Origin of the sequence: Streptomyces sp. T028 (assembly GCF_048159505.1) — a bacterium.
Taxonomy (GTDB): domain Bacteria; phylum Actinomycetota; class Actinomycetes; order Streptomycetales; family Streptomycetaceae; genus Streptomyces.
Genome location: NZ_JBLRVZ010000012.1, coordinates 248,152 through 270,172 on the forward strand (window position 1 = coordinate 248,152; position 22,021 = coordinate 270,172).

Sequence of the window (22,021 nt, forward strand, 5' to 3'; positions counted from 1 at the left end):
CCCCCCTCGCCGTATGTCTGCGGTATGCGCTAGATCCGCACCTCGGCCGTGCGTGCCAGCCGGTCGTGGAGACCGCGGCCGTCGCGGTCCCAGATCAGGGCCGGGAGGGCGAGGCAGAGCAGGAGCGTGCGGATCGCCGCGCGCAGCGGGTTGACCGTGCCGGTCTCCAGGGCCACCACCCGAAGGCCGAAGATCCGCTTGCCCGGGGTGAAGCCGAGCGTACCGACCGTGAGCAGGCTCACCACCAGGAAGACCAGCAGGGTCCAGTTGCTGGTGGACGGGGTGTAGCCGTCGGTGATCAAGCTGTATGCGATCAGCAGGCTCAGACCCCAGTCCACGGCCAGGGCGCCGAGCCGTCGGCCGGGGCGGGCGATCGAGCCCGGCCCCTCCTCCGGCAGGCCGAGTTGTTCGCCCCGGTATCCGAAGTCGACACCGGCTTCCTCAGCGGCCGCGCGGGGGCCCGAGAGCCACGATCCGATTGCTTCCCTCTTGTCCACGCGTCCACGGTACTGCCCCCGTTTCGCGATGCGGACAGGTGGGTGATTCGGACGGAGTCCGGTTAACTTGTGCGAAACAAATGGGTCACGCCCGAGAAATCACGCGTCCCTAGGGTCGACGACAGCGTGTGCCACCGCACTGGCCGCACGAACGAACTACCACCCCGGCTCGACGGCCGGGAGTAGGAGGAGCTGGATGTTCCAGAACGCCGACGAGGCCAAGAAGTTCATCGCAGACGAGAAGGTCAAGTTCGTCGACGTCCGCTTCTGTGACCTGCCGGGTGTCATGCAGCACTTCACGGTGCCCGTGGAGGCGTTCGACCCGGACGAGGAGCTGGCGTTCGACGGCTCGTCGATCCGCGGTTTCCAGGCGATCCACGAGTCCGACATGGCGCTGCGCGCCGACCTGTCGACCGCGCGTGTCGACCCCTTCCGCCGCGACAAGACCCTCAACATCAACTTCTTCATCCACGACCCGATCACGGGCGAGCAGTACTCCCGTGACCCGCGCAACGTGGCGAAGAAGGCGGAGGCGTACCTGGCGTCGACCGGTATCGCCGACACGGCCTACTTCGGTCCCGAGGCCGAGTTCTACGTCTTCGACAGCGTCCGTTTCGCCACCTCGGCGAACGAGAGCTTCTACCACATCGACTCCGAGGCCGGCGCCTGGAACACCGGTGCGCTCGAGGACAACCGTGGTTACAAGGTCCGCTACAAGGGCGGCTACTTCCCGGTCCCGCCGGTCGACCACTTCGCCGACCTGCGTGCCGAGATCTCCCTGGAGCTGGAGGCGGCCGGCCTGAAGGTCGAGCGCCAGCACCACGAGGTGGGCACCGCCGGTCAGGCCGAGATCAACTACAAGTTCAACACGCTGCTCGCCGCGGCCGACGACCTCCAGCTCTTCAAGTACATCGTGAAGAACGTGGCCTGGCGCAACGGCAAGACCGCGACCTTCATGCCGAAGCCGATCTTCGGTGACAACGGCTCGGGCATGCACGTCCACCAGTCGCTGTGGAGCAACGGCTCCCCGCTGTTCTACGACGAGGCCGGCTACGCGGGTCTGTCGGACACCGCCCGCTACTACATCGGCGGCATCCTCAAGCACGCCCCGTCGCTGCTCGCCTTCACCAACCCGACGGTGAACTCGTACCACCGCCTGGTCCCCGGCTTCGAGGCCCCGGTCAACCTGGTCTACTCGCAGCGCAACCGCTCCGCGGCCATGCGTATCCCGATCACGGGGTCCAACCCGAAGGCCAAGCGTGTCGAGTTCCGCGCGCCCGACTCCTCCGGCAACCCGTACCTCGCCTTCTCGGCCCTGCTCCTCGCGGGCCTCGACGGCATCAAGAACAAGATCGAGCCGGCCGAGCCGATCGACAAGGACCTCTACGAGCTGGCTCCCGAGGAGCACGCGGGCGTCCCGCAGGTCCCGACCTCGCTCCCGGCCGTCCTCGACTCCCTCGAGCGCGACCACGAGTTCCTGCTCGCCGGTGACGTCTTCACGTCCGACCTGATCGAGACGTGGATCGACTTCAAGCGCGCGAACGAGATCGCCCCGCTGCAGCTGCGTCCGCACCCGCACGAGTTCGAGCTGTACTTCGACGTGTGAGCCTGGCACCCCTGCTGACCTGCGCCGCAGTCATCGCGCGTCCTCCCTGTTCCGGTCCTGTTCCGTCCGGGCAGTGATCACGGCATCGATGGCGGTGCGGGTGGACTCATCGGAGTCGGGCCAGAGGTGGCCGTAGGTGTCGAGCGTCGTCTTCGCGGAGGCGTGCCGCATCCTCGCCTGGACGACCTTCACGTCACTGCCAGAGGCGATCAGCAGGCTTGCCAGGTAGTGGCGTAGGTCGTGGTACCGGAAGCCCGCGGGAAGGCCCTTCACCTTCCCGCGGGCTTCACGCATGGCGCGCTCCAGCTGCCACGGACCGAGCTGCACGCCGGCGTCGTGGGTCAGGAGGGTCTCGCCGCTGTAGCCCGCAGTCATGTGCCCGGAGAGCTCCTTAGTCAGGGACCGCGGTACCGGGATCGCCGTCTTGGACGTCTCCGTCTTCAGCTCCTCGGCCGGATACTGCACGGCCGGATGGACGATGCCGCGCAGGAAGTCGACGTCTCCGACGCGCAGGCCGCACGCCTCCGAGACGCGCAGGCCGACGAACGCGCCGAGCAGGACCGCGGCACGCAGGCGCTCGGGAAACGCGTCGTACAGTGCCCAGACCTGCTCTGTGGTCGCTACGTAGGGCCGCTGCTTGCCGCCACCTGGAGAGGTGCGTCGCGAGCACGGAGACTTCGCGAGTAGTCCGTCATGCACGGCGTCGCCCATGATCTGGCTCAGGCGCCGGTGGCAGGCGTACACGTACGACGGGGCGCGCCCTTCCTCGCGCATCCCCGCGCACCACGCCTTCACCTGCGAGGGCCGGACGGCCCCGAGCGGCAGGCCGCCGAATTCCTTCACGATGCGGTTGATGTGCACCCGCGCCTGGCGCACAGTCGACGGCTTGCGCGTCGCGTACCCGGTGAGCCACGTCTCGCACCACTGCTCGACCGTGGTGCGGGCCGCCTTCGGGTCGACGTAGGTTCCCTGGGAGACATCGACTTCCTGCTTCGGGCCGTGGCGTTCGGCGTCGACCTTCTTCGTGAAGGCCTTCGAGTGTTCCTTGCTGTCCGGCCCGATCCACACCGACAGCCACCGCTTGCCCTTGCCCTTGCGCCTCGGGTCCTTCCAGAGATCCTTAACCCTGGCCATCGCCGTCCCCCGCCTCACTGTTCGACTCCCCGAGGCCGAGGAACTCCCGGACGTCTGGGGGCAAGGCGTACTCGCGCGCGAGTTCAGCGATGCGTGGCTGAACGGGGCGCGGCCGTACACCTGCGGCGAGAAGCTCGCTGAGCGAGCCAAGTACCTTATCGATGGCCTCACGGTGCAGGGATGCCGCCATCCTGGCTTTCTCCGAGCCCGGTTCGCTCAGCTCACACTCGATCTTCCGGTTGTGCCACTCCTGCTCGCTGGCCAGCGCCTCCTGGTGCGCGCGCACCTTGTCCATGAGTGCGACGGAGTCATGCCAGTGGGTGCTTGTGCCGCGCTCCTTGGCGTCCTGCGAGAGGAGGGACCGGCCCATCAGCCACGAAACGTAGGCGTACCAGTCCACGGTGTTGGCCGCTGTCACTGCGACTGAATCCGCATCGGTGTCCAGCTCGCCGCCCGTGCGCTCCTCGGAAAAGGGCAGCAGCAGACCCAACACCGGCACACCGAGAGCGACAGCGAGCGCCATCAGTTCATCGACTGTGACTTCGCGAGGTCTCCGCCCAGCGCCCTCCGTCTGACCTCGCTCGATGTTCGCGAGCGACGCTTGCGTCAGCTTCGAGGCTCCGACTCGTGCGCACTCTTCAGCAAGCCTCCGGACGCTCCAGCCTCGCGCCAATCGGTAGCGGCGTACTTGGTCGGCGACTACCGCCCCGACACCCAACGTCTCTTCGGTCATAGCGACAAAACTAAGGGGCGCATTGACAAAAGTCCACGGGTAACCGCAAGCTGATTCACGGTTCGGTCGATCTGACCGAACCTTGCGTCCCTTTGACGGAGATCTGCATGTCCCGTACGTCGCTTCCGAAGCGGGCAGCCCCTGCACCACGTCGCCCGCTGGCCAGCGCGCAGGAGGTAGCTGACTACCTCGGCGTACCGCTCAACACCGTGTACCAATGGTCCAGCCGCGGCACTGGCCCGAAGTTCATCAAGGTCGGCAGACACCTCCGAGCCCGGTGGGATGACGTCGAGGCATGGCTGGACGCTCAGGCCAACACGCCGAGCGGGGCCTGAAGTGGCTCGTCGTACGGGCACGGTTCGCCAGCCTTCGACAGCCCGGAGCGGGGTGGTGATGGACCAGCACTCGCAGAGGGGCGCAGCCGGGTGAAGATCCGCCGATCGCGGCTGACCTCCGACTTCGTTCAGCTGCCCAACGCCACCGTGCGCGACGCCCGGCTGAGCTACATGGCCCGGGGTGTGCTCGCCGAGCTGCTGAGCCGCCCCGACGACTGGGAAGCCACCGCAGATGAGCTGTGGCGCCAGGCAGCGGACGCGCGTGGTCCGGCAGGCGAGGGACGCCGCGCCTTCCGCGCCGCCTTCGCCGAGCTGAAGGCGCACGGCTACATCGTGGCCAGCCGGGAGCCGCTACCTGGCGGTCGGCATGGCACCGTCCTGACCGTCTACGACGTCCCGAGGACCGACGTGCCACGCGATGGTACGCCGGTGCCACCTGCGGATATGGGTGTTTCAGCAGGTCGGACCGGCGTACCGCACGGTGGCACGTCGGGGGTCGCAACCGATGTGCCGCATGCCGGTACGTCGGTGCCATCTCGGCAAGCGGGCGTTGTCGCAGGTCGCACCGACGTACCGCCTACCGACGTGCCACACGGTGGTACGTCTTCTAGAAAACGATCTACGAATACGGGGAACACGTCTCCGCGCGCGCGAGCCGAACAGCTGATGCGCGGGTGGGGTGCTGGCGAGGATGAGACGAAGAAGATCCTCGACAAGATCGAGGCCACGGGGAACGTCCGGAACCTTCCTGCCTACCTGGCGCAGATGGAGCGCCAGGGCGACTTGGCGCGGCTGATCGCCGAGGAACGCAAGATCGTAAACGGCCGACAGGCGGCCGAACGGCAGAGCGTCGCCATGGCCGGTGGCCGCCACCCCTACAAGGACGACGGGTGCGGCACAGGCACCTGCGTGTGTGAGCGTCCTCGCCGACATCCCTCTCACGAGGAGACGTGGTGAGCGCGTGGCGCCCAGCCGAGCTGGCGGGCCTCCACGTCGAGTTCGGCCTGTACGACTCGGAGGCGTTCCGGTGGGTGCGCACGCCGGCGGCCGTCTTCCGGTGCGTGTGCGGGTTTCGCCGTACGGCCGAAGGCGTCCGGGACGTCGCCCTGTTCACCGCGAGCGTCCCCGACCGGCACCGCGCGTCCTGCCGTCACCACACCGCTCGGGGGGCCGCATGATCCGTCGCCGCTGCGCGGTGTGCGACCGTGCGCTGAAGTCGGGCCGGTACCGGGCTTGTGTGCGTGGCTGCGGGGCCGTGTTCTGCCGTGCCCCGCACCGGCCGCCGTGCGGGGATGTCCACGGCGGCCAGTGCCCCCGTCTCGAACTCCCCGACGGCGAGCGGCTCCAGGACGCCGCCGAGCGCCTGCTGACCGTCCTCACCGCCGACCCCCCAGCCCGCGAAGGAGTGACCCCGTGACCGAGGAGCAGCCCCCGCCCGCTGTCGACCTTCACGCTCTGGTCGTACGGACCGCCCTCGAGGCGGACGACGACCGTGAGCGTCTCCGCCTGGAGCGCCGCCGCCGGCAGGCCGAGGGCGCCCGGCGGCGCGCGGCCGAGCAGAGGGTGAGCGCCCGCTGGATCGGTGCGACGCGCAGCGCGAAGTTCCGGCCGTTGCGATGGCGGAGGGCGGCATGAGGCGCGCCGTGCCCCAGCTCGCCGACCGTGCCCGGGAGGCTCAACGGCTCGCCCCGGTCGGCTCGCTGAAGCGCAAGGGCGCGGGCGTGGCCGCCGTCCTCCTCGATGGTGCTCCGAGCCTCGCCGCCGCGCGTCGGCGGCTCGCCGCGCACCGTTTCCCGCCTGAGATCCGCCAGGCCGCCGCCGAGGTGCTCGACGCCCTGGAGCGCGGCCCCGAGGAACCCGCCGAGCCCGACGGCACGCGGCTCGGCCCGGGGTGATGGTGGGAGACCTGGCACGTAATGCGGTTGCGGTAGTACCGTTGCCGGAAGCTAGAACGCATGCTCTAGCCCCCAGGGGCATCCCCCCGGACCGCAACGGGCCGGGCGCCGCAACGGCGACAGGATGCCGGCAAGGGCGAACGGTGAAGCAGGCCGCCGCGCGACGCGAGGCCCACACATCCCGCGACGGGGAACCGAGACAACGCAGACTGAAGACCGGTCCGTTGCGCTCGCGTTCACGTTCCTCGAGGGACTCCACCGATGGCCCGGCACTTCTCCGGCCAGCGGCTCCGCGAAGCCCGGACCGCCGCCGGCCTCTCACCCGAACAGCTCGCCCTCAACGTCGGCCGCAGCTTCCACACGATCTCGGCATACGAGCGCGGCCTCGCCCAGCCGCCCATCTGCGTGGCTGCGCGCCTCGCCGACGCCGTAGGACGCTGCATCGAGGACCTCCTCGACGAGGAGGCCGCGCATGCTGCCTGACGACCGCACAGAGGAGGCCGAGCCCACCGCCCGCGACATCCTCAACATCGCCGCCGCCATCGACAGCGTCAACGCCCGCATCGCCGCGGACGCGGCCATCGAACGCGCCTTCGGCGGCCCCCGCTTCGACAGCGATCAGGCCCTCCTCAACGAGCGCCGCGTGCAGCGCATCGTCGACAGCGGCGACCGGCGGAAAGCTGCCGCCGCGCTCCTCTTCGACGACCTGTACGCCGTCGGCGCCTTCGACGGTGGGGAGGGCGTCTGATGGCAGTCCGTACCGTCTCCGTCATCCTCACCGCGGACATCACCGCGTTCCGGGCCCGGATGGGCGAGGCGTCCCGCACGTCGGCCCGCACCTCGACCGACATCCGCACCTCCATGCGGAACGCCGGCCGATCCCTCAACCAGGTCGCCAACAACCAGAAGAAGACCCTGAAGATGATTCAGGGCGCCTCCATCGGCCTGGTGGCCGCGTTCGGCTTCGCCGTCGCCGCGTCCGCCCGGTTCGAGAAAGCCATGTCCAACGTCAAGGCCGTCAGCCAGGCCTCGGCCGGGGAGATGGTCAAGCTGCGGTCCGCCGCACTGGAGGCAGGTAAGACCACGGCGTTCAGCGCCGTGCAGGCAGCCGAGGCAGAGCACGAGCTGGCCAAGGCCGGCGTCTCCGTCGCCGACATTGCCGGAGGCGCGCTGAAGGGTGCCCTCAACCTGGCGGCCGCCGCAGAGATCGACGTCGCGGAGGGCGCGGAGATCGCCGCGAACGCCATGACCGTTTTCGGGCTGAAGGGCAAGGACGTCGGGCACATCGCAGACCTGCTCGCCGCCTCGGCCAACAAGAGCACGACGGACGTGCACCAGATGGGCATGTCGCTGCGCATGGCCGGACAGGTCGCCTCCCAGACCGGCCTGTCCCTCGAGGACACGGTCGGTGCCTTGACGCTTTTCGCAGCGGAGGGCCTGAAGGGCTCGGATGCCGGCACCAGCTTCAAGGTGATGCTGCAGCGGCTCACCCCGCAGTCCAAAGAGGCGCAGGCCACGATGGACAAGCTGGGCTTCTCCGCCTACGACGCGAACGGCCAGTTCGTGGGCCTGGAGGAGATGTCGCGGCGCATGCAGGAGGCGTTCCGCGGGCTCACCCCGGAGGCCAGGAACATGGCCATGGGCGTCATCTTCGGCTCGGACGCCGTGCGCGCCGCGAACATCATCTACAAGTACGGTGCCGAGGGCGTGCGCACCTACACGAACGCCGTCAACGACCAGGGCTACGCGCAGGCCGTCGCGATGACCCGCATGAACAACCTGATCGGCGACCTGAAGCTGCTGCGTGCCGCCCTGGAATCCGCGCTGATCGAGTCGGGGAGCGCGGCCAACTCGGCTCTGCGGGACATGGTGCAGTGGGTCACGAAGGCGGTGAACGCCTACAACGCCCTGCCCCCTGAGCTGCAAGCTGTGGCGGGCCTCATGACCGGCCTGGTGGGCGCCCTCGGCCTGGCCGGCGCATCCATGCTCCTGCTCCTGCCGCGCATCATTGCGGTGCGCCGCGAACTGCGGGCCATGGGTATCACGGCCACCGTCGTCCGCGCCCAGATGATGACCTTGGGCAAGATGGGCCTCGTCCTCGGCGCGTTCGCAGCCATCACCTACGGGATCAGCAAGCTGGCCGACCAGTTCACCGCGGCCCCGCCCAGCGTCAAGAAGATGACCGAAGCACTCGCTGATCTCGGCAAGACGGGCAAAGTCAGCGGGGAACTCACCAAGCAGTTCGGCGAAGACCTCGATGGCTTTGGCGAATCCGTCGCACGCGTCGCCCACCCCAGCGCCCTGAAGAAGGTCAAGGACTTCTTCACCGATCTCGACCCGTTCAGCAACACCGACCTCGACCGGGCGCGCGTCGACCTCGAGGCCGTCGACAAGGCCCTCAGCCAGCTCGTGCAGTCGGGAAACTCCAAGGCAGCAGCCAACGACTTCCGCGCCCTCGCTGCGGTTGCCGAGGAACACGGCACCTCACAGGAGAAGCTCCTCAGCCTGCTGCCGAGCTACGCCAAGGCGGTTGCGGAGGCCGGCTTGCAGAGCAAGCTCACCGCGGGTGCCGAAGGAGAGCTCGGGGACGCCACCGCGATGACTGCGGGTGAGATGGCCGACGAGCGGACCGCCGCCGAGCAGCTGACGGATGCCCTCGAGACGCTGAACGGTGTCGCGATCTCGGCTGCTGAGGGGCAGATCGGCTTCGAGCAGTCCCTTGACGACCTCAAGGAGGCAGTCAAGGAGAACGGCACCAGCCTGGATGTGACGTCGGAGAAGGGCCGCGCGGTCAAGTCCGCGTTCCTCGACTCGGCGAAGGCCGCCCAGGACTACGCGCAGTCGGTGGCCGACCAGAAAGGGTCCGTCGAGGCCGGCAACGCCGTGCTGGAGGACAGCATCGGCGCCCTGAAGCGCACGATGAGGCAGGCCGGGTTCACCGACAAGCAGATCCAGGACCTGATCGGCACCTACGCCCAGCTGCCGCCGAAGACGACGACGCAGATCATCGCGGAGACCCAGAACGCGATGAAGGATCTGGAGACGGTCCAGGGCAAGGTCCGCTCCACCAAGGGCAAGACCATCACGGTCGACGCTCTCACGAAGGAGGGCCAGCGGGCCCTTGAAGACCTCGGCTACAAGATCTCCCGGACCAAGGGCAAGAAGGTCACGATCACCGTGCCCACGGGCGCGCAGCAGGCCCAGATCAGGGCGTTGCAGGCGGCGATCGACGCCCTTCGGAGCAAGACCGTCACCATCACCACGCGCCGCGTCACGATCGCCCAGTACAACACCGTCGGCCGCCCGGCGACGGGCGAAGGCAACGTATCCAAGTACGCGTTCGGTGGCATCGTCGGCCGCGCCCGCGACGGCCTCTACATCCCCGGCTACGCGCCCCGGGTCGACGACCAGCTGATCCTCGCATCCAAGGGTGAAGGCGTGCTGGTGCCCGAGGCGGTCCGTAAGGGCGGCCGTATGACGGGGCTCGGCCCCGACGGGTTCATCCAGGCGCTCAACTCCTGGGGCCGCTACGGCACCCACATGATGATGAAGTTCGCCGACGGCGGCCTCGTCGGCTACGCCAGCGGCGGCACCGTCAAGAAGAAGCCCACGCAGTCGCAGATCAACGCCCGCCGTGAGCTCCCCGGGGACTTCGGCGACTTCTCGCGGGCGCTGACCAAGTCCGCCTCCGATATCAAGAGCGCGTCCAAGGCGCTGGCCACCGACCTGAAGAAGCTCGGCAAGACCGGCTGGAAGCTGGCCGGTGACGTCGACAAGGCCAGCCGCAAACTCCAGTCGATGGCCGCCCGCCGGGACAAGGTCCGCGAACAGATCGCCGCTGCCAAGCAGTTCGCGGCCGATCAGACCGGCAGCGTCAAGGAGTTCATGCAGCTCGGCACGGGCGCTACGGCCGCAGACCTCATCACGGGTCTGCGGCAGCAGCAGACGACCGTCGCCCGCTTCAAGAAGGACGTCGAGACCCTCCAGAAGAGGGGCTTGAACAAAGACCTCCTGGCGCAGGTCATCGAAGAGGGACCCGGCGGGGCCCTGGCCGGCAAGCTCCTGGGTGCGTCCGCCGCGGAGCTGCAGACCCTCAACCAGATGGCCGCGACCGGAGCCAAGCTCGCCACGAACGTCGGCCGCACCACCGCCGACGCCATGTATGACGCGGGCAAGAACGCCAGCAAGGGTTTCCTCGCCGGGCTGATCGCCGAGGAGAAGGCCCTCCAGGCGGAGATGGACAAGCTCGGCGAGAAGCTGATCAAGGCCATCAAGAAGGCCCTGAAAATCCAGTCGCCTTCGCGGCGGGCCCGCGACGAGATCGGCAAGAAGTTCGGCGCCGGCGTCGTCCTCGGCGTCGACGACTCCCTCGCCGACGTACAGGCTGCGGGCACACGCCTGTCCGCCGCCGCCATCAACTCCCTCTGGGGGCGCCCGACCGCAGGGGCCACAGCCGGCACCGGCGGCACCGAGGTGCGGGTGTTCATCGGCGACCAGGAGATCCGCGACATCGTCCGCGTCGAGACCCGCCCCCTCATCCGCGACTCAGAACAACGGCAGGCGTTCCGCGCGAAGGTCGGCCGCCGATGACCCCTACAGGAGAAGCCATGACCCACAGCCACACACTCCCCCCGCACATCCAGGAAGCCCTCACCGCCCTGGAACAGAGGGAGGCTGAGGCCGCCGCCCGGGCTGCCGAAGAGGCCGCCGCGAACAACCCGGAGCCGGAGGAGACCAAGCCGCCCGGCTACTACGCCACCTGCTCCCGCGAAGAGTTCCAGGCCGAGCTCCGCCGCCAAGGGATCACCCTCGGCGGCCACGGCCTGAAGACCGGCGCGTAGCCCCCGACAGGAGAGATCACACATGCACTACGCCGACAACTACCGCGAGACGCTCGCGCACCTGCTCGTCCACTCGGCGCGCACCGGCCTGCACACCATCCCCCAGGCCCTCGCAGACGACTACGACGAACTCATGCAGGCCGTCGAGGACGGCCAGGGCGGCACCGGCCGCTGGCTCAACCTCGAGGCCGAGCAGCACGCGGAGAAGCCAGCCAAGCGGATCTGGCGGCTCGCCCCGTACGGGGGGCAGGCGGGCATCATCACCGACCACATCGCCCCCGCCATCCGCCAGACCCTCGACGATCTCCGCTCCAGCCTCGCCACCGCTGGCCCATGGGGGCGCCAGATCACGCCCAGCCTGGCGATGCTCGAACTGCCCGACGAGACCCGCGCCGCCATCGTCCGAGTGCACACCGCGTGCGAGCAGTACGACAGGCTGCGCCGTGTGTGGGCCGCGCTCCGCGGCGGCGGCCGGCACGACCGATCTGCCGGCATGACGTCCGCCGACCCGCGCGGCTCCGACAGCATCCTGGGGGAAGTCCGCAACATCAACGACGTCGTGCCCGCCTGGCGATGGGCAGGCACACCCGGCAACGAGCCCTGGCCGTGGAACGGCACCGCATCCCACCCCCGGCTGTGCTGGCTCCTCGATAACGGGGCCGAGTTCTGGACGCCGACAGCCGACCAGCACAACGCGCTCTGGCGCCTCCTCGAGGAGGCCGACCGGGAAGCCCGGCGCACCACACAGGTCCGGCGCCCCGTCGCAGCCACCGGCACGGGCACCCCCGCCTAGCCACGCCCACGGGCGGCCGCCGAACCGCGGCCGCCCCGACTCCTTGGAGCCTGACGTGTCCCACACCCTTCTACGCGAAGCCAACCGGCGCGGCATCGGCAGCCTCATCCAAGCCGCCCGCGCCGGCTGGCACACCGTTCCCAACGACCTGAACAACGGCTACGCCACGCTCGAAGGCCTCACCGCCGATTACGCCAACGCCCCTCAGCAGTCCACCGCCGACCGGGCCGCCGCCCTCACTGCCGAGCTGGTGACCACCATGTCCGGGGGTGCAGCGGACGACATCATCAACGACCACATCAAGCCCGCGCTCGCCCGCTTCGTCGCCGACTTCCAGACCGACGCGACCGCAGCCGGCTCATACGCCGCCCTGCCCAATCCCATACCGCCGCTGGATGCCGAGCCCGACAGTGTCCAGCGGGCCTACCGCCGACTGCTCAAGGCGAACACCGGATGGCAGTCCATCCGCACCTCATGGCGCATCCTGCGCGGACGCAGCCTCGCCCCAACCCGAGACCCGGCCGGACTCGCCAGCATCAACGCCGAAGTCTCCAACGCGCTGGAGCTGCGCCCCATCTGGAACCCGAGCAGCCCAGTCAGCAGCCTCGCCACACCGTGGCGGCACGGCGTGTTCCACGTCCGCCTCAACTGGCTCCTCGACAACGGCGCGCAGGTGTGGGCGCCCACCGCGGCAGAGCAGACCATCGCCTGGCGCGACAGCAACCCCGAACTCATCGACCGGTGACAGACCAGCGGCAGCGCGGTGCCGTGATCTCCACCGCGCTGCCGCTACTCAACGTCACCCCCGACGATCACAGAGGTGGGGAGATACCCCCCAGGGCGATCTCCTGCCGGACCGCNCCCCCCCCGCGCCCCCGCTACTCAACGTCACCCCCGACGATCACAGAGGTGGGGAGATACCCCCCAGGGCGATCTCCTGCCGGACCGCCGGGGAGGGCGCTTTCTGTTCGTGATCCCAGATAGACCCAACGTCCCGGCCCTCCAGCTACCGAGAGTGAGGTGATTTGGATGCCCGGACCGCTGCCGAACGCGTCGAAGGGCCGCAGCCGCGCCGGTAGTTCGCGGGCGAGCGAGCGGGCTGGCGGGAGTCGCCGCCTGGTCGTGCTGCCGCCGACGTGTGAGCTTCCGGTGCCGGATCTACCGCCGGGCCGCCGCTGGTTGAAGGCCGAGCGGCAGACGTGGAACGAGCTGTGGACGGGCCCGCAGGCGAACGAGTGGGACGACTCGTTCATCCCGGTCGTGGCCATGTTCGTCGTGCACTGCCACAGCATTCTGATCGGCAAGGCGAGCGCATGGCATGCCCAGGAGGCAAGACATTTGTCGGACCGGCTGGGGCTGACGCCTCAGGGCATGGCGGCGCTCGGCTGGCAGCTGCCCGAGCAGCAGCACGCCCCGGCCCCTGTGGTGCCGCTCAGGGGCGCGTGATGGTGTCGCAGCGGCGCGCGGCGCGGGCAGGCCTGGGCCAGCCGCAGCATGCGGACGCCGAGCCGCCGGAGTGGTTCTGGCACTGTGACTGGCAGGCGTGGCGTACGGGCGATCCCATCCCGCCCGAGTACGACACCAATGACTTCGACCGGTTCGTGTGGGCACTGGGCGAGGCCCTCCGTCGGTGGTCCGAGGGTCGGGATGCGTGGCTGGCCGTGCGCGGCCTGGTGGCGTGGCCGATGCACGGCCTCACCCGGCGGGAGTGGGAGCGGATCCAGCAGGAGGAGCCGCACAGGGTGCTACACCGGCCACCGCCGTAGAGACCGCTCAGGGTGCGCCGGAGGCTGCGCGTACGGCGTCACCGATGTCGGCCAGGTCCCACAGGGCGAGAGCCTGACCCCGGCGCCCCGGAGGCCGCTCGAAAGCGGCCGGTCGCAGCTCGCGCCGGCGTGCCCAGTCGCGGAACTGCTTGGGCGTCTTGCCGATGCTGTAGGCGGCCGACTCGGTCGGCACCAGATCGCGGCCGTCACGGCCGGTCGGCGTCGAGGTGCGCATGTCCCCAGTGTGCTCCCCCGCGTCCTCCGCTGGCGGCTCCCGGCCCATCAGGCCCCCGCGTACCCGCAGGGGATCGCCGCCCGGGGAACGGGCCGGAGACGGGCGTACAGCCGATCTCTCACACGAGAACGGCCCTACCCCTACCCTGACAGTGTCGAGCTGTTCAGAGAGGGGCAAGGCCGTGTCGCCTTCAGATGGTAGCCCGGACCCGTACGCCAATCCGCTGGTGTTCGGACAACGTCTCCAGATCTTGCGCACCCGCAAGGGAATGACGCGTGACCAGCTGGGCGGCCTGCTCGGCAAATCCGGGTCCTGGGTCAAGGGAATCGAGAGCGGGCGCCTGAAGACGCCCAAGCTCGAGACGATCCTGCACATTGCCGAACTGCTGCGCGTGCGGGATCTGTCGGACCTCACCGGGGATCAATCCGTACACGTCGACTTGTTCACCGGCCCCGGTCACCCACGCCTCGCCGCAGTGAAGGCCGCGGTCGACGCATTCCCACTGACCAATCAGCGCGAGGCACCCCCGGCCGCGCATCTTCAGGCGCGGCTCGCGACAGCCTGGAAGGCGCGGCACTCGGCGCCGAACCACCGCGAGGTGATCGGCACCCTGCTCCCGGACCTGATCCGTGACGCCCAGCTCGCCGTACGGCAGGCCGAGGCAGCCTCGGACCGCAGAGCGGCTCAGGCCGTCCTCGCCGAGGTCTACTCACTGACCCAGTTCTTCGTGGCCTACCAGCCCGATGCCGCCCTGCTGTGGCGAGTTGCAGAGCGCGGACTGATCGCCGCCCAGGAGAGCGAAGACCCGCACGCCATCGGCGTAGCCGCATGGCTGGCCACACAGGCTCACCGCGACGCCGGCCCAGCGCACTTCGACGCCGCAGACGCCGTGAACCTCGAGACCCTGGCGTATCTCGAACCGCTCCTGCCAGATGCCTCGCACGACGTGGTGGCCATCACTGGCGCGCTTACCTTCGAGGCCGGGTACACCGCCGCACGGCGCGCCGCTACAGGCACGGCATGGCGGTACTGGGACCGCGCACGCGCCATGGCCGAGCAGCTTCCCGAGACCTACTACCACCCGGTGACGTCGTTCTCGCGCGCCATCATCGGCGCGCACGCCGTCACCGTTGCCGTGGAACTCCACCAGGGCGGCGAGTCCGTGCGCCAGGCCGCCCGCGCAGATGCCGTCACGATCCCCTCGAGGCCGCGCCGGGCCCGGCACCGCATCGAGGAGGCTCGAGGCTTCCAGCTGGACGGACAGCCAGACGTGGCGCTCGCGACGCTGGAGAAGGCGCACGAAGCCGCTCCCGAGACGATCCGGTACAACGGCTACGCGAAGCGCATCGTCCTCGAGGAGGCCGAGTCGAAGGATCCGGCCCGGCGCCGCCGCGCCTCCGAACTGGCCGTGAAGATCGGCCTTTTGGCCGCATGAAGGTGGGGGCACAATCTGTGCCCCCACCTTGTTCGCGCTGCTCCTACGGTCGAACCCCACGAAGAACCCCGGCAACCGCTCGCGACGGTCCCGGGGCGTGGCCGACTGGTTAGGAGTCGACGTGACGCACCGTACAACCCCCGCAGGTCCCACAGCACTACGCCCGGTCGAACCTGCCCCCGGCGTGCTGGTGCACTCCAGCGCTGACCGGCGGCTGGCTGCCGAACACTGGCTGCTGTCGACGCTGCGTGACCCGCAGAAGGGCCGGGACCAGTGGCAGGCGGCCGGTGTGGCCATGCTGCCCCTGGGCACACTGTTCTGCGCGGTCCGCCTGCCCGCGCGGCTCGTGCTCGCCGTGACCGGCGCCCAGCGCCTGCCCGCCGCCGCCATCGACGCAGTCCTCAACGATGCCCTCGGGGGAGCCCCCGTCATCTGCGACCCGCGCCACCGCCGGTACTACGTGCTCCTGCCGGCGAGCGTGCACCGGTCCTGGAACGACGCCGCGGACGACTGGCGTCTGATGGGTATTGACGTCCTGGGCCGCGGATCGATGCTCGGCGTGCCTGACCTGGAGCGGACGCAGCCCCGCACCCTCGACTCGTACTGGTCGGTGCCCATGGAGTCCGCCGCCGTGCTCGGCGCACCGCTGACCGTGGCCCGCTTCATCGCGGCAGCGCAGCACCTGCTGGGCGACGACCAGCCTTAGCGGTCACGGCCGCCGTCCTCGCCCTGGTGCTGGCGCGGACGCCGCACTGACGCACCCCCACGGCGACCGCAGGGTCAGGGTCGCGCCCCGTACGCCCTTCCCGCCGGTGTCCCGCAAGACGCCGGCGGGAAGGGTCCAAGACGCCCGCCCCGCCGCAGTCTCCGGAAGAGCTCGGCGGGGCGGGCCCATCGAGGAGAGATTGATGTGCAGCTCTGACGAACAGCCGCTGCCACCCCCGGCCCCCTTCATGTGGGGGTGCGGCAAGTGCTGGCGGCTGCTGCGCGCCCTCGGCAGGAAGGTCACCGCAGACGCGGGCTGCTTCACCGAGCAACTGGCCGTCGCCCGGCACATCGTGGAGAACCATCCCGACGAGATCCCCGCCCCGCACACGCGAGGCTGTGACCGCTGCCCCGGGTACGCGGCCCGCAACGACGGCGACCCTGGCGAGCTGTGGGCGGAACACCGCGCCCGCGACCTGTTCCTGCCGGAAGCCGTCGCCCGCCTGCTGTAGCCCGAGGCGCGCCCCCTCAGCGGCCCCGTCCGTCTGCCTCCCCCCGTGGCAGATGGGCGGGGCCTTCCGCTGCCCACCCGCGTACAGGCCGGGCCTCGCCAGCCTGCGGTACCTACCAGTCGCGACTGCGGTCGACGGGGCCCTTCCAGTGCAGCCGCTCCGCAACCACGTCCCAGACCTCGGCCGCGCCTGCGATGAACGCCTCCCAGTAGGGGTCCTCGACGTCCACCCGCACGGCGAAGTAGCTGTCGGGGCTGTTGGTCTTGTCGGACTGGAAGGCGAGCAAGGTGTGATCGGTGAGGTCCCCGCCGCCCCCCTGGTAGGAGGCCATTTCCTCCAACTCGGCAGCGGTGGAGTACTCCTTGGCCCAGCGGATGCCGTCCGCGCGGCCTTCCTGCCGCTTCTCTCGAGCGGCGTCGTCGATCGTGCCGCGCAGGCGCTCGACAACGGCAGCGATGTCGCTCATGACGTTCTCCTTGACGTGGTGCCGGTCGACGGCCTTGCGTAGGGCGTCCTGGCAGATCGCCGAGATAGGTAGGTCGCGTGCGCGTACCTGCTCGGCGAGTTCGTCAGGGACGGAGATGTTCATCCGCATGGGAACCCCAGGAAGTTGTGTAACGCTTACACACTCCACTATACACACGCGTTGTGTAATGGTGCGGGTCGCCCTCCCGCTGGCGAGAGGGCGACCCGTCATGGATTCAGACCGCGTGCAAGCCGTGCCGGTCGTGGCCGGGAGCCTGCCGGGGCCGGTCGGTCCGGCCGCCCTCGATGAGGCACAGTTGCGGGCGGGGCCGCTCCCGGATCTCCTCCAGGATCCTGGCCGCGTCCTGCTCGGCGCGCGCCAGTTCGGGGTCTTCCTCGGCGAGCAGGGCCCGCAGAACCTTCAGCTCTGCGCGAGTGGCGCGCAGCTCCCTCGAGACGGCGGCGAGCTGCTCCTCAACGGCCGCCAAGCGGCGAGCCTCGGAGGGCGTCATCTCCCCTCACCGCCCTGTATGACGGGCGTGGGCTCGGCCGTATGACGCCCCTCCGAGACGTCATACGGGCCGGTCAGGGCCGTGACGTGGATGGAGAGGGAGACCGGCCGCTGCCCGTTGCGCTCGGTCAGTTCGTCCACGGTGCGGTGCGCGTGCGCGATGAGTCGCACGGCCTGGCGCACGGCGTCGCTCGCGCTGAGCCCGCCGCGCTGGAGCACGGCCAGGTCCTCATCGAAGTCGGGCGTACGGCGCACCGACACAGGCGGACGGCTCACCGGGGACCTCCCTCGGTGAGGGCGACGGCGAGTTCCCGCGCGCGCTCGCGCAGCTGCTCGGCGTGCGCCTCCAGCTCGGAGGCCATGCGCTCCAGGCCGGCGAGTCCGATCTCATGCCAGTCGCCGCCGATCTCGATGCCGACGAACGGACCGCGCAGGAACGAGTCCGTGACGTACGGCCGCGCCTCCAGCGCGGTGATCAGGTGAACGGCCGGGCCCCGGCGGGTCGGCAGCGTCAGCGCGTGCTCGGCGCCCACGTGCGTGATGTCGACGCAGGCCCCGCCGCCCTGGTGCCGCCCGAGGCACCAGACCGGTTCGGGGATGGTCACCTGGCCGTGGTCGGCCGTGACGATCGTGACGGTACGGCGCTCGGTCATCGACCCTCACCGCCCGCCATCTGAACGGCCTGCGCCCAGGTCTTCCCCTCGGCGAGCGCGGCGCGCGCCTGGTCGACCGTGACGTATCCGGTCGGCGGGTGTTCGGCGAGCCGCTCACGCAGGTAGGCGGTCGTCCATTCGGTGTCGAGCGGGTGGCCCTCGAGGACGCTGCAGAGCGCGATCTTCGCGTGCATGGCGCGCTCTTCGAGGGTCCGCCGGTAGGCGTCCTCGGCGTCGACGGTCGCGGCGTACGGGATGTCGAGGGCCTCCAGGACAGCCGCGAGAAGCTCACGCAGCTCATCCGGGCGCCCGGGGGTGGGGTTGGGGGTAGCTTCTTGCATGGGTCTGGCTCCCTGGTGCTTGGTCGTGCCGAGGGGTCTGGATCAAGGCGCCGTTCGGTGTTGCGAGCACCGGGCGGCGCCGTCGTGTCTCCGGGGTGGGAGGCCAGGGAGCCGGGGCGGAGCGCGTTCCCTCTGTTCCGTCCCTGTTCCGCCGGAGCCTGATTGGCGGTGCGAAACGATGACAGACGTTGACAGGAGAGTGCGCAGGTCAGACAGGGCGACTCGAACATGCGCGCAGGTGGGCAGCATGCCGTGTCGAGTTCGAGCTGTACTTCGACGTGTGATCGACGCCCCCTCAGTGGGCCGGCGCCCCCGTTTCCTGTTTCTCAGGGCGGGGGCGCCGTCGTATGGTTTCCGGCACTGCTGTTCGAGCAGAGACGACGGGGGGATACGGGAATGTCCGAACAGGACGACGACCAGCGGGAGTTCGACCTCAGGTGGGCGGACCAGGCCGAACACAAGGAGCCCTCGGCCCGGGCCCGGATGCTGGCCGCCCGCTGGAAGGAGAACCCACCGGAGCCGGTCCCGTTCCGGGGTGACCCGGAGCATGCCGGGCCGCGCCGGTCCTCGTGGGTCTCGACGGCGATCGTGCTGGGGTGCGTGGCGGCGGTGATCCTGCTGCTGGGGTACGCGCGGTTCCAGGCGCCGTACTAAGCCGTAATCGGGGGTGCACGTGCAGGTGGATCTGCGGCGGGGGGCGGCAGCGGCACGGCTGCTGGCGGAGGGCGCCGAGCTGCGGGACGTCCTCGACGTCGGCGTGCCCGCCGCCTGGCTGGAGCTCGACGCGGGGGTGCGCTGGGACCAGTGGTACTACGCGCAGTACATCCTGCCGGCCTGGGAGCACAGCACCGGGGGACGGACGCTGACCGCCGCCCTGCGGTCCGGTGCGCCGCTCACCGAGTCGCAGCTCGCTCTCGCCCTGTGCCACCGCGACGGCCGGATTCGCGGGGCCGTGCTGGGGCGGGTCCGGAGCCATCCCGCGCTGCTGCCACTTCTCGTGCTGCGGTGCTCCGACTGGGCGAAGCCCGTACGCGACGAGGCGCGCGGGTGGCTGGGCGAGCTGCTGGACGCGGAGCGGGCGGCGACCCTGCTGCCGTTGATCGTGCGCGTCGGCTGGCGGCAGCGGGGCGACTTCGGTGCCGAGCTGGCCGACAGGCTGCTGCGCGCGGCCCCGCGTGACCTGCTCACCCCGCTCTACACCGACCCCGACCGCGAGGTACGCCGTTTCGCGTACCGCCTCGCGGTGGAGCAGCGGCTCCTCTCCCCCGCCGAGCTGGCCTGCGCCGCCGCGCGGGACACCGACGCCGTCGTGCAGTCGTTGTGCGCGGACGCCGTGGTGGCCGCCGTGGCGGAGGGCGAGGACCACGACGACGTACTCGCACCGCTGCTCGGCGCCCGCAGCCCGCAGGCGCGGGCCGCCGGGGTCACCGCGTTGCGGCGGGCCGGGCGGCCGGAGCAGGCGGTGGGGTTTCTCGGCGACCGGTCCGCTCTGGTGCGGGCCTGTGCGCGGTATGTCGTGCGGCAGGGCGGGATCGATCCGCTGCCCTGGTACCGGGAGCGGTGTGCCGAATCCGACGGGCCGGCGCCGGGGGCCGTGATCGGGCTGGCGGAGTGCGGGGAGCGGGGCGACGCCGAGGTGTTGTGGCCGCTGCTCGGGCATCCGGTTCCGGCCGTGCGGGCGCGGGCCGTGGCCGGGCTGCGGATCCTGGACGTGACGGACGTACGGCGGCTGCGGCCGCTGCTCGACGATCCGGCGCCCGCAGTCGTACGGGAGGTCACCGAGGCCTTGCTGCCGTCCGCGCGGACACTGGACGCGGACTGGCTGTGCGAGCGGCTGGCGGGGCGATGGCCCCGGCATGTGCGGCTGGCCGCGTACCGGCTGCTGGACACGCACGAGGGCCTGGTCCGGCTGCGGGCCGCGGTGGCGCTCGTCGACGACGAGGACGCGCGGCTGCGGCTCTCGGCCCGCCAGGCCGTGCGACGGTGGTTCAGTGTGGACCGGCGGCGGGGGACCGTCACGGAGGTGGGCGAGCTGCTGGACAGGGCACGGCAGCTGCTCGACGCCGAGGTGCGCTGAGGTGCGCTGAGCCTTTGCCGCTCCTAGGCCCGATCAGGAGCGCTTCATGGGAGTGCGCGGGTGCACACTGGCATTGGGGCGAGTGCCTGACTGCCTGCGGGGTGATGCAGATGCGGAGCCGTTTCCGGAGCGACCGGGGGCTGACCGTGCGGATGACGGTCACCATGTTTCTGCTCGGGCTGCTGTACGTGGCGTTCGTCGCCGCGCTGATCGTGTTGCTGAAGTCGTGGCTGCTGGTGGTCGTGCTGGTGGCGGCCATGTTCGTCGCGCAGTTCTGGTTCTCCGACCGGATCGCGATGTTCGCCATGCGCGGGCGGGTCGTGGAGCCCGAGGAGTATCCCGAGCTGCACGCCGTCGTGGACCGGCTGTGTGCCATGTCCGACATGCCGAAGCCGGTCGTCGCCGTGTCCGATATGGACATGCCGAACGCGTTCGCCACCGGGCGCAATCCCGACAACGCGGTGGTGTGTGTGACGACGGGGCTGCTGCGGCGGCTGGAGCCGGCGGAGCTGGAGGGCGTGCTCGCGCACGAGATGTCGCACGTGGCGCACAAGGACGTCGCCGTGATCACGATCGCGTCGTTCCTCGGTGTGATCGCGGGGCTGATCGTGCGGTTCGCGTTCTACTCGCAGCTGTTCGGCGGCGGGCGGCGGGATCAGAACACCGCCGTCGTGTTCGCCGCGGTGATGGGGGTGTCGGCGGCCGTGTACGCGATCAGCTTCCTGCTGATCAGGGCGCTGTCCCGGTACCGGGAGCTGGCGGCGGACCGGGCGGCCGCGCTGCTCACCGGGCGGCCCTCGGCCCTGGCGTCCGCGCTGACCAAGGTCTCCGGGGACATCGCCAGGATCCCGACCAAGGACCTGCGTACGGCCCAGGCCTTCAACGCCTTCTACTTCACCCCGGCGACGGGCAAGGAGCCCGGCATCGAGCGTTACTTCTCCACCCACCCGAGCCTGCAGCAGCGGCTGGACCAGCTGGGGCGGATCTCCGCCGAGCTGGGTGGGGCGGCCACCCCCGGGAAGGCAGGCTGACGCATGGGGCTGCTGGACATCCTGCTCGGCCGGACGAAGCCGGTCGCCCCCGACCTCGATCAGCTGTTCGCGCTGCCCTCTGCGGCGGTGACGCTGGAGGCGGCGACGGGCTTCACCCCGACCGGGCAGGGCGCCGTCTGTTTCGCGACCGTGGAGGGCTCGGCCTTCGAACAGACGCACCGCGAGGTCCAGGCCCTCCTCGACGCGGACACCGAGCGCACCGGTCCCCCGGTCCAGCTCCTGCGCGACGACTACGGCTACTCCTGGCTTCTCTCCCACCGCACGCCCGACGACCTCTCCGCCCTGGTCAACGACCTGCACGCGGTCAACAGCGCCATGGAGATCAACGGCTTCGGACCGCAGCTGCTGTGCTCGCTGGCCGCGTTCGAGAACCCCGACGGGCGGTCGCTCGCGCTCGTGTATCTGTACAAGCGAGGTTCCTTCTACCCGTTCGCG

Annotated in this window: 31 protein-coding genes (1 of these 31 cut by a window edge); 22 read left to right on the plus strand and 9 right to left on the minus strand. The window is 70.1% G+C overall.

The window, feature by feature from the left end:
• Nucleotides 1–29: 29 nt before the first annotated feature.
• Nucleotides 30–497, minus strand: a complete 468-nt coding sequence (locus tag ACLZN2_RS13440) for an RDD family protein (protein ID WP_416978654.1) — start codon at nt 495–497, stop codon at nt 30–32.
• Nucleotides 498–693: 196 nt separating this feature from the next.
• Between ACLZN2_RS13440 and glnA the strand changes: the two genes are divergently transcribed.
• Nucleotides 694–2,103, plus strand: coding sequence for a type I glutamate--ammonia ligase (gene glnA, locus ACLZN2_RS13445; protein ID WP_416978655.1), 1,410 nt, complete (start codon nt 694–696; stop codon nt 2,101–2,103).
• A gap of 30 nt (nt 2,104–2,133) precedes the next feature.
• Here glnA and ACLZN2_RS13450 read toward each other — a convergent pair whose 3' ends face one another.
• Both ACLZN2_RS13450 and ACLZN2_RS13455 read right to left on the minus strand, forming a co-directional pair.
• The gene (locus ACLZN2_RS13450) at nt 2,134–3,237 is read right to left on the minus strand and encodes a site-specific integrase (protein WP_416978656.1); all 1,104 of its coding nucleotides are present in this window, start codon (nt 3,235–3,237) and stop codon (nt 2,134–2,136) included.
• Nucleotides 3,224–3,970: a helix-turn-helix domain-containing protein gene (locus tag ACLZN2_RS13455; protein ID WP_416978657.1), complete on the minus strand. Its 747-nt coding sequence runs from the start codon at nt 3,968–3,970 to the stop codon at nt 3,224–3,226. The genes ACLZN2_RS13450 and ACLZN2_RS13455 overlap by 14 nt, the downstream gene beginning before the upstream one ends.
• Before the next feature lie 107 nt (nt 3,971–4,077).
• Between ACLZN2_RS13455 and ACLZN2_RS13460 the strand changes: the two genes are divergently transcribed.
• The 14 genes from ACLZN2_RS13460 (at nt 4,078) to ACLZN2_RS13525 (ending at nt 13,600) form a co-directional block, all read left to right on the plus strand.
• On the plus strand, nt 4,078–4,305 hold the full coding sequence (locus ACLZN2_RS13460) for a helix-turn-helix transcriptional regulator (RefSeq protein WP_416978658.1): 228 nt from the start codon (nt 4,078–4,080) through the stop codon (nt 4,303–4,305).
• A 90-nt stretch (nt 4,306–4,395) separates the two neighbouring features.
• Nucleotides 4,396–5,262: a hypothetical protein gene (locus ACLZN2_RS13465; protein ID WP_416978659.1), complete on the plus strand. Its 867-nt coding sequence runs from the start codon at nt 4,396–4,398 to the stop codon at nt 5,260–5,262.
• Nucleotides 5,259–5,483: a hypothetical protein gene (locus ACLZN2_RS13470; protein ID WP_416978660.1), complete on the plus strand. Its 225-nt coding sequence runs from the start codon at nt 5,259–5,261 to the stop codon at nt 5,481–5,483. The genes ACLZN2_RS13465 and ACLZN2_RS13470 overlap by 4 nt, the downstream gene beginning before the upstream one ends.
• Complete coding sequence (locus ACLZN2_RS13475) at nt 5,480–5,722, plus strand: hypothetical protein (RefSeq protein WP_416978661.1); 243 nt, start codon at nt 5,480–5,482, stop codon at nt 5,720–5,722. Before ACLZN2_RS13470 ends, ACLZN2_RS13475 begins: the two co-directional genes overlap by 4 nt.
• Complete coding sequence (locus tag ACLZN2_RS13480; RefSeq protein WP_416978662.1) at nt 5,719–5,940, plus strand: hypothetical protein; 222 nt, start codon at nt 5,719–5,721, stop codon at nt 5,938–5,940. The genes ACLZN2_RS13475 and ACLZN2_RS13480 overlap by 4 nt, the downstream gene beginning before the upstream one ends.
• Entirely contained in the window at nt 5,937–6,200 is a 264-nt protein-coding gene (locus ACLZN2_RS13485; protein WP_416978663.1) for a hypothetical protein, read from the plus strand. Before ACLZN2_RS13480 ends, ACLZN2_RS13485 begins: the two co-directional genes overlap by 4 nt.
• A gap of 261 nt (nt 6,201–6,461) precedes the next feature.
• The gene (locus tag ACLZN2_RS13490; RefSeq protein ID WP_416978664.1) at nt 6,462–6,683 is read left to right on the plus strand and encodes a helix-turn-helix transcriptional regulator; all 222 of its coding nucleotides are present in this window, start codon (nt 6,462–6,464) and stop codon (nt 6,681–6,683) included.
• Nucleotides 6,673–6,948 (plus strand): hypothetical protein, encoded by a 276-nt coding sequence (locus ACLZN2_RS13495; protein ID WP_416978665.1) that lies wholly within the window; start codon nt 6,673–6,675, stop codon nt 6,946–6,948. Before ACLZN2_RS13490 ends, ACLZN2_RS13495 begins: the two co-directional genes overlap by 11 nt.
• Nucleotides 6,948–10,790, plus strand: a complete 3,843-nt coding sequence (locus ACLZN2_RS13500; RefSeq protein ID WP_416978666.1) for a phage tail tape measure protein — start codon at nt 6,948–6,950, stop codon at nt 10,788–10,790. The genes ACLZN2_RS13495 and ACLZN2_RS13500 overlap by 1 nt, the downstream gene beginning before the upstream one ends.
• Before the next feature lie 17 nt (nt 10,791–10,807).
• A complete protein-coding gene (locus tag ACLZN2_RS13505) occupies nt 10,808–11,041 on the plus strand; it encodes a hypothetical protein (protein WP_416978667.1) in 234 nt (77 codons plus the stop codon).
• 22 nt (nt 11,042–11,063) lie between these two features.
• Nucleotides 11,064–11,834, plus strand: a complete 771-nt coding sequence (locus tag ACLZN2_RS13510; protein ID WP_416978668.1) for a hypothetical protein — start codon at nt 11,064–11,066, stop codon at nt 11,832–11,834.
• A 55-nt stretch (nt 11,835–11,889) separates the two neighbouring features.
• The gene (locus ACLZN2_RS13515; protein WP_416978669.1) at nt 11,890–12,579 is read left to right on the plus strand and encodes a hypothetical protein; all 690 of its coding nucleotides are present in this window, start codon (nt 11,890–11,892) and stop codon (nt 12,577–12,579) included.
• A 284-nt stretch (nt 12,580–12,863) separates the two neighbouring features.
• On the plus strand, nt 12,864–13,280 hold the full coding sequence (locus tag ACLZN2_RS13520; RefSeq protein ID WP_416978670.1) for a hypothetical protein: 417 nt from the start codon (nt 12,864–12,866) through the stop codon (nt 13,278–13,280).
• Nucleotides 13,280–13,600, plus strand: a complete 321-nt coding sequence (locus ACLZN2_RS13525; protein WP_416978671.1) for a hypothetical protein — start codon at nt 13,280–13,282, stop codon at nt 13,598–13,600. The genes ACLZN2_RS13520 and ACLZN2_RS13525 overlap by 1 nt, the downstream gene beginning before the upstream one ends.
• Before the next feature lie 7 nt (nt 13,601–13,607).
• On the opposite strand, the gene ACLZN2_RS13530 is transcribed toward ACLZN2_RS13525, so the two are convergent.
• Nucleotides 13,608–13,835, minus strand: coding sequence for a hypothetical protein (locus ACLZN2_RS13530; RefSeq protein WP_416978672.1), 228 nt, complete (start codon nt 13,833–13,835; stop codon nt 13,608–13,610).
• A gap of 181 nt (nt 13,836–14,016) precedes the next feature.
• Between ACLZN2_RS13530 and ACLZN2_RS13535 the strand changes: the two genes are divergently transcribed.
• From ACLZN2_RS13535 to ACLZN2_RS13545, 3 genes are all read left to right on the plus strand, one after another.
• Nucleotides 14,017–15,270 (plus strand): helix-turn-helix domain-containing protein, encoded by a 1,254-nt coding sequence (locus ACLZN2_RS13535; RefSeq protein WP_416978673.1) that lies wholly within the window; start codon nt 14,017–14,019, stop codon nt 15,268–15,270.
• 121 nt (nt 15,271–15,391) lie between these two features.
• A complete protein-coding gene (locus ACLZN2_RS13540) occupies nt 15,392–15,976 on the plus strand; it encodes a hypothetical protein (protein WP_416978674.1) in 585 nt (194 codons plus the stop codon).
• Nucleotides 15,977–16,178: 202 nt separating this feature from the next.
• Nucleotides 16,179–16,487, plus strand: coding sequence for a hypothetical protein (locus tag ACLZN2_RS13545; protein ID WP_416978675.1), 309 nt, complete (start codon nt 16,179–16,181; stop codon nt 16,485–16,487).
• A gap of 112 nt (nt 16,488–16,599) precedes the next feature.
• Here ACLZN2_RS13545 and ACLZN2_RS13550 read toward each other — a convergent pair whose 3' ends face one another.
• The 5 genes from ACLZN2_RS13550 to ACLZN2_RS13570 all read right to left on the minus strand — a co-directional run bounded on the left by ACLZN2_RS13550 (nt 16,600) and on the right by ACLZN2_RS13570 (nt 18,457).
• Complete coding sequence (locus tag ACLZN2_RS13550; protein WP_416978676.1) at nt 16,600–17,076, minus strand: type II toxin-antitoxin system CcdA family antitoxin; 477 nt, start codon at nt 17,074–17,076, stop codon at nt 16,600–16,602.
• Between the two features lie 112 nt (nt 17,077–17,188).
• Nucleotides 17,189–17,440 (minus strand): hypothetical protein, encoded by a 252-nt coding sequence (locus ACLZN2_RS13555; protein ID WP_416978677.1) that lies wholly within the window; start codon nt 17,438–17,440, stop codon nt 17,189–17,191.
• Between the two features lie 20 nt (nt 17,441–17,460).
• Entirely contained in the window at nt 17,461–17,739 is a 279-nt protein-coding gene (locus ACLZN2_RS13560) for a hypothetical protein (RefSeq protein WP_416978678.1), read from the minus strand.
• Nucleotides 17,736–18,116: a DUF6907 domain-containing protein gene (locus ACLZN2_RS13565; RefSeq protein ID WP_416978679.1), complete on the minus strand. Its 381-nt coding sequence runs from the start codon at nt 18,114–18,116 to the stop codon at nt 17,736–17,738. Before ACLZN2_RS13565 ends, ACLZN2_RS13560 begins: the two co-directional genes overlap by 4 nt.
• Nucleotides 18,113–18,457 carry a hypothetical protein gene (locus ACLZN2_RS13570; protein ID WP_416978680.1) on the minus strand — a complete coding sequence of 115 codons (345 nt, stop codon included), beginning with the start codon at nt 18,455–18,457 and terminating at the stop codon, nt 18,113–18,115. The genes ACLZN2_RS13565 and ACLZN2_RS13570 overlap by 4 nt, the downstream gene beginning before the upstream one ends.
• Nucleotides 18,458–18,853: 396 nt before the next feature.
• Here ACLZN2_RS13570 and ACLZN2_RS13575 point away from each other — a divergent pair, with 396 nt between their 5' ends.
• The 4 genes from ACLZN2_RS13575 to pspAB all read left to right on the plus strand — a co-directional run.
• On the plus strand, nt 18,854–19,111 hold the full coding sequence (locus tag ACLZN2_RS13575) for a hypothetical protein (protein ID WP_416978681.1): 258 nt from the start codon (nt 18,854–18,856) through the stop codon (nt 19,109–19,111).
• Between the two features lie 31 nt (nt 19,112–19,142).
• Nucleotides 19,143–20,534: a hypothetical protein gene (locus tag ACLZN2_RS13580; RefSeq protein ID WP_416978824.1), complete on the plus strand. Its 1,392-nt coding sequence runs from the start codon at nt 19,143–19,145 to the stop codon at nt 20,532–20,534.
• Between the two features lie 110 nt (nt 20,535–20,644).
• Nucleotides 20,645–21,565 carry a zinc metalloprotease HtpX gene (gene htpX / locus ACLZN2_RS13585; RefSeq protein ID WP_416978682.1) on the plus strand — a complete coding sequence of 307 codons (921 nt, stop codon included), beginning with the start codon at nt 20,645–20,647 and terminating at the stop codon, nt 21,563–21,565.
• 3 nt (nt 21,566–21,568) lie between these two features.
• A protein-coding gene (gene pspAB / locus ACLZN2_RS13590) for a PspA-associated protein PspAB (protein ID WP_416978683.1) crosses the window boundary here: on the plus strand, nt 21,569–22,021 show its 5' portion. The gene runs 132 nt beyond the window's last position; the window shows 453 of its 585 coding nt (coding positions 1–453); its start codon is at nt 21,569–21,571; the stop codon falls past the right edge of the window.

Bases quoted from the DNA above. Each gene is read 5' to 3' on its own strand.
- ACLZN2_RS13550 (WP_416978676.1), bottom strand. From the start codon at position 17,076: ATGAACATCTCCGTCCCTGACGAACTCGCCGAGCAGGTACGCGCACGC.
- ACLZN2_RS13455 (WP_416978657.1), bottom strand. From the start codon at position 3,970: ATGACCGAAGAGACGTTGGGTGTCGGGGCGGTAGTCGCCGACCAAGTA.
- ACLZN2_RS13545 (WP_416978675.1), top strand. From the start codon at position 16,179: ATGTGCAGCTCTGACGAACAGCCGCTGCCACCCCCGGCCCCCTTCATG.
- ACLZN2_RS13530 (WP_416978672.1), bottom strand. From the start codon at position 13,835: ATGCGCACCTCGACGCCGACCGGCCGTGACGGCCGCGATCTGGTGCCG.
- ACLZN2_RS13510 (WP_416978668.1), top strand. From the start codon at position 11,064: ATGCACTACGCCGACAACTACCGCGAGACGCTCGCGCACCTGCTCGTC.
- ACLZN2_RS13570 (WP_416978680.1), bottom strand. From the start codon at position 18,457: ATGCAAGAAGCTACCCCCAACCCCACCCCCGGGCGCCCGGATGAGCTG.
- ACLZN2_RS13475 (WP_416978661.1), top strand. From the start codon at position 5,480: ATGATCCGTCGCCGCTGCGCGGTGTGCGACCGTGCGCTGAAGTCGGGC.
- ACLZN2_RS13505 (WP_416978667.1), top strand. From the start codon at position 10,808: ATGACCCACAGCCACACACTCCCCCCGCACATCCAGGAAGCCCTCACC.
- ACLZN2_RS13500 (WP_416978666.1), top strand. From the start codon at position 6,948: ATGGCAGTCCGTACCGTCTCCGTCATCCTCACCGCGGACATCACCGCG.
- ACLZN2_RS13520 (WP_416978670.1), top strand. From the start codon at position 12,864: ATGCCCGGACCGCTGCCGAACGCGTCGAAGGGCCGCAGCCGCGCCGGT.
- ACLZN2_RS13450 (WP_416978656.1), bottom strand. From the start codon at position 3,237: ATGGCCAGGGTTAAGGATCTCTGGAAGGACCCGAGGCGCAAGGGCAAG.
- ACLZN2_RS13575 (WP_416978681.1), top strand. From the start codon at position 18,854: ATGTCCGAACAGGACGACGACCAGCGGGAGTTCGACCTCAGGTGGGCG.
- glnA (WP_416978655.1), top strand. From the start codon at position 694: ATGTTCCAGAACGCCGACGAGGCCAAGAAGTTCATCGCAGACGAGAAG.
- ACLZN2_RS13490 (WP_416978664.1), top strand. From the start codon at position 6,462: ATGGCCCGGCACTTCTCCGGCCAGCGGCTCCGCGAAGCCCGGACCGCC.
- ACLZN2_RS13460 (WP_416978658.1), top strand. From the start codon at position 4,078: ATGTCCCGTACGTCGCTTCCGAAGCGGGCAGCCCCTGCACCACGTCGC.
- htpX (WP_416978682.1), top strand. From the start codon at position 20,645: ATGCGGAGCCGTTTCCGGAGCGACCGGGGGCTGACCGTGCGGATGACG.
- ACLZN2_RS13565 (WP_416978679.1), bottom strand. From the start codon at position 18,116: ATGACCGAGCGCCGTACCGTCACGATCGTCACGGCCGACCACGGCCAG.
- ACLZN2_RS13525 (WP_416978671.1), top strand. From the start codon at position 13,280: ATGGTGTCGCAGCGGCGCGCGGCGCGGGCAGGCCTGGGCCAGCCGCAG.
- ACLZN2_RS13485 (WP_416978663.1), top strand. From the start codon at position 5,937: ATGAGGCGCGCCGTGCCCCAGCTCGCCGACCGTGCCCGGGAGGCTCAA.
- ACLZN2_RS13495 (WP_416978665.1), top strand. From the start codon at position 6,673: ATGCTGCCTGACGACCGCACAGAGGAGGCCGAGCCCACCGCCCGCGAC.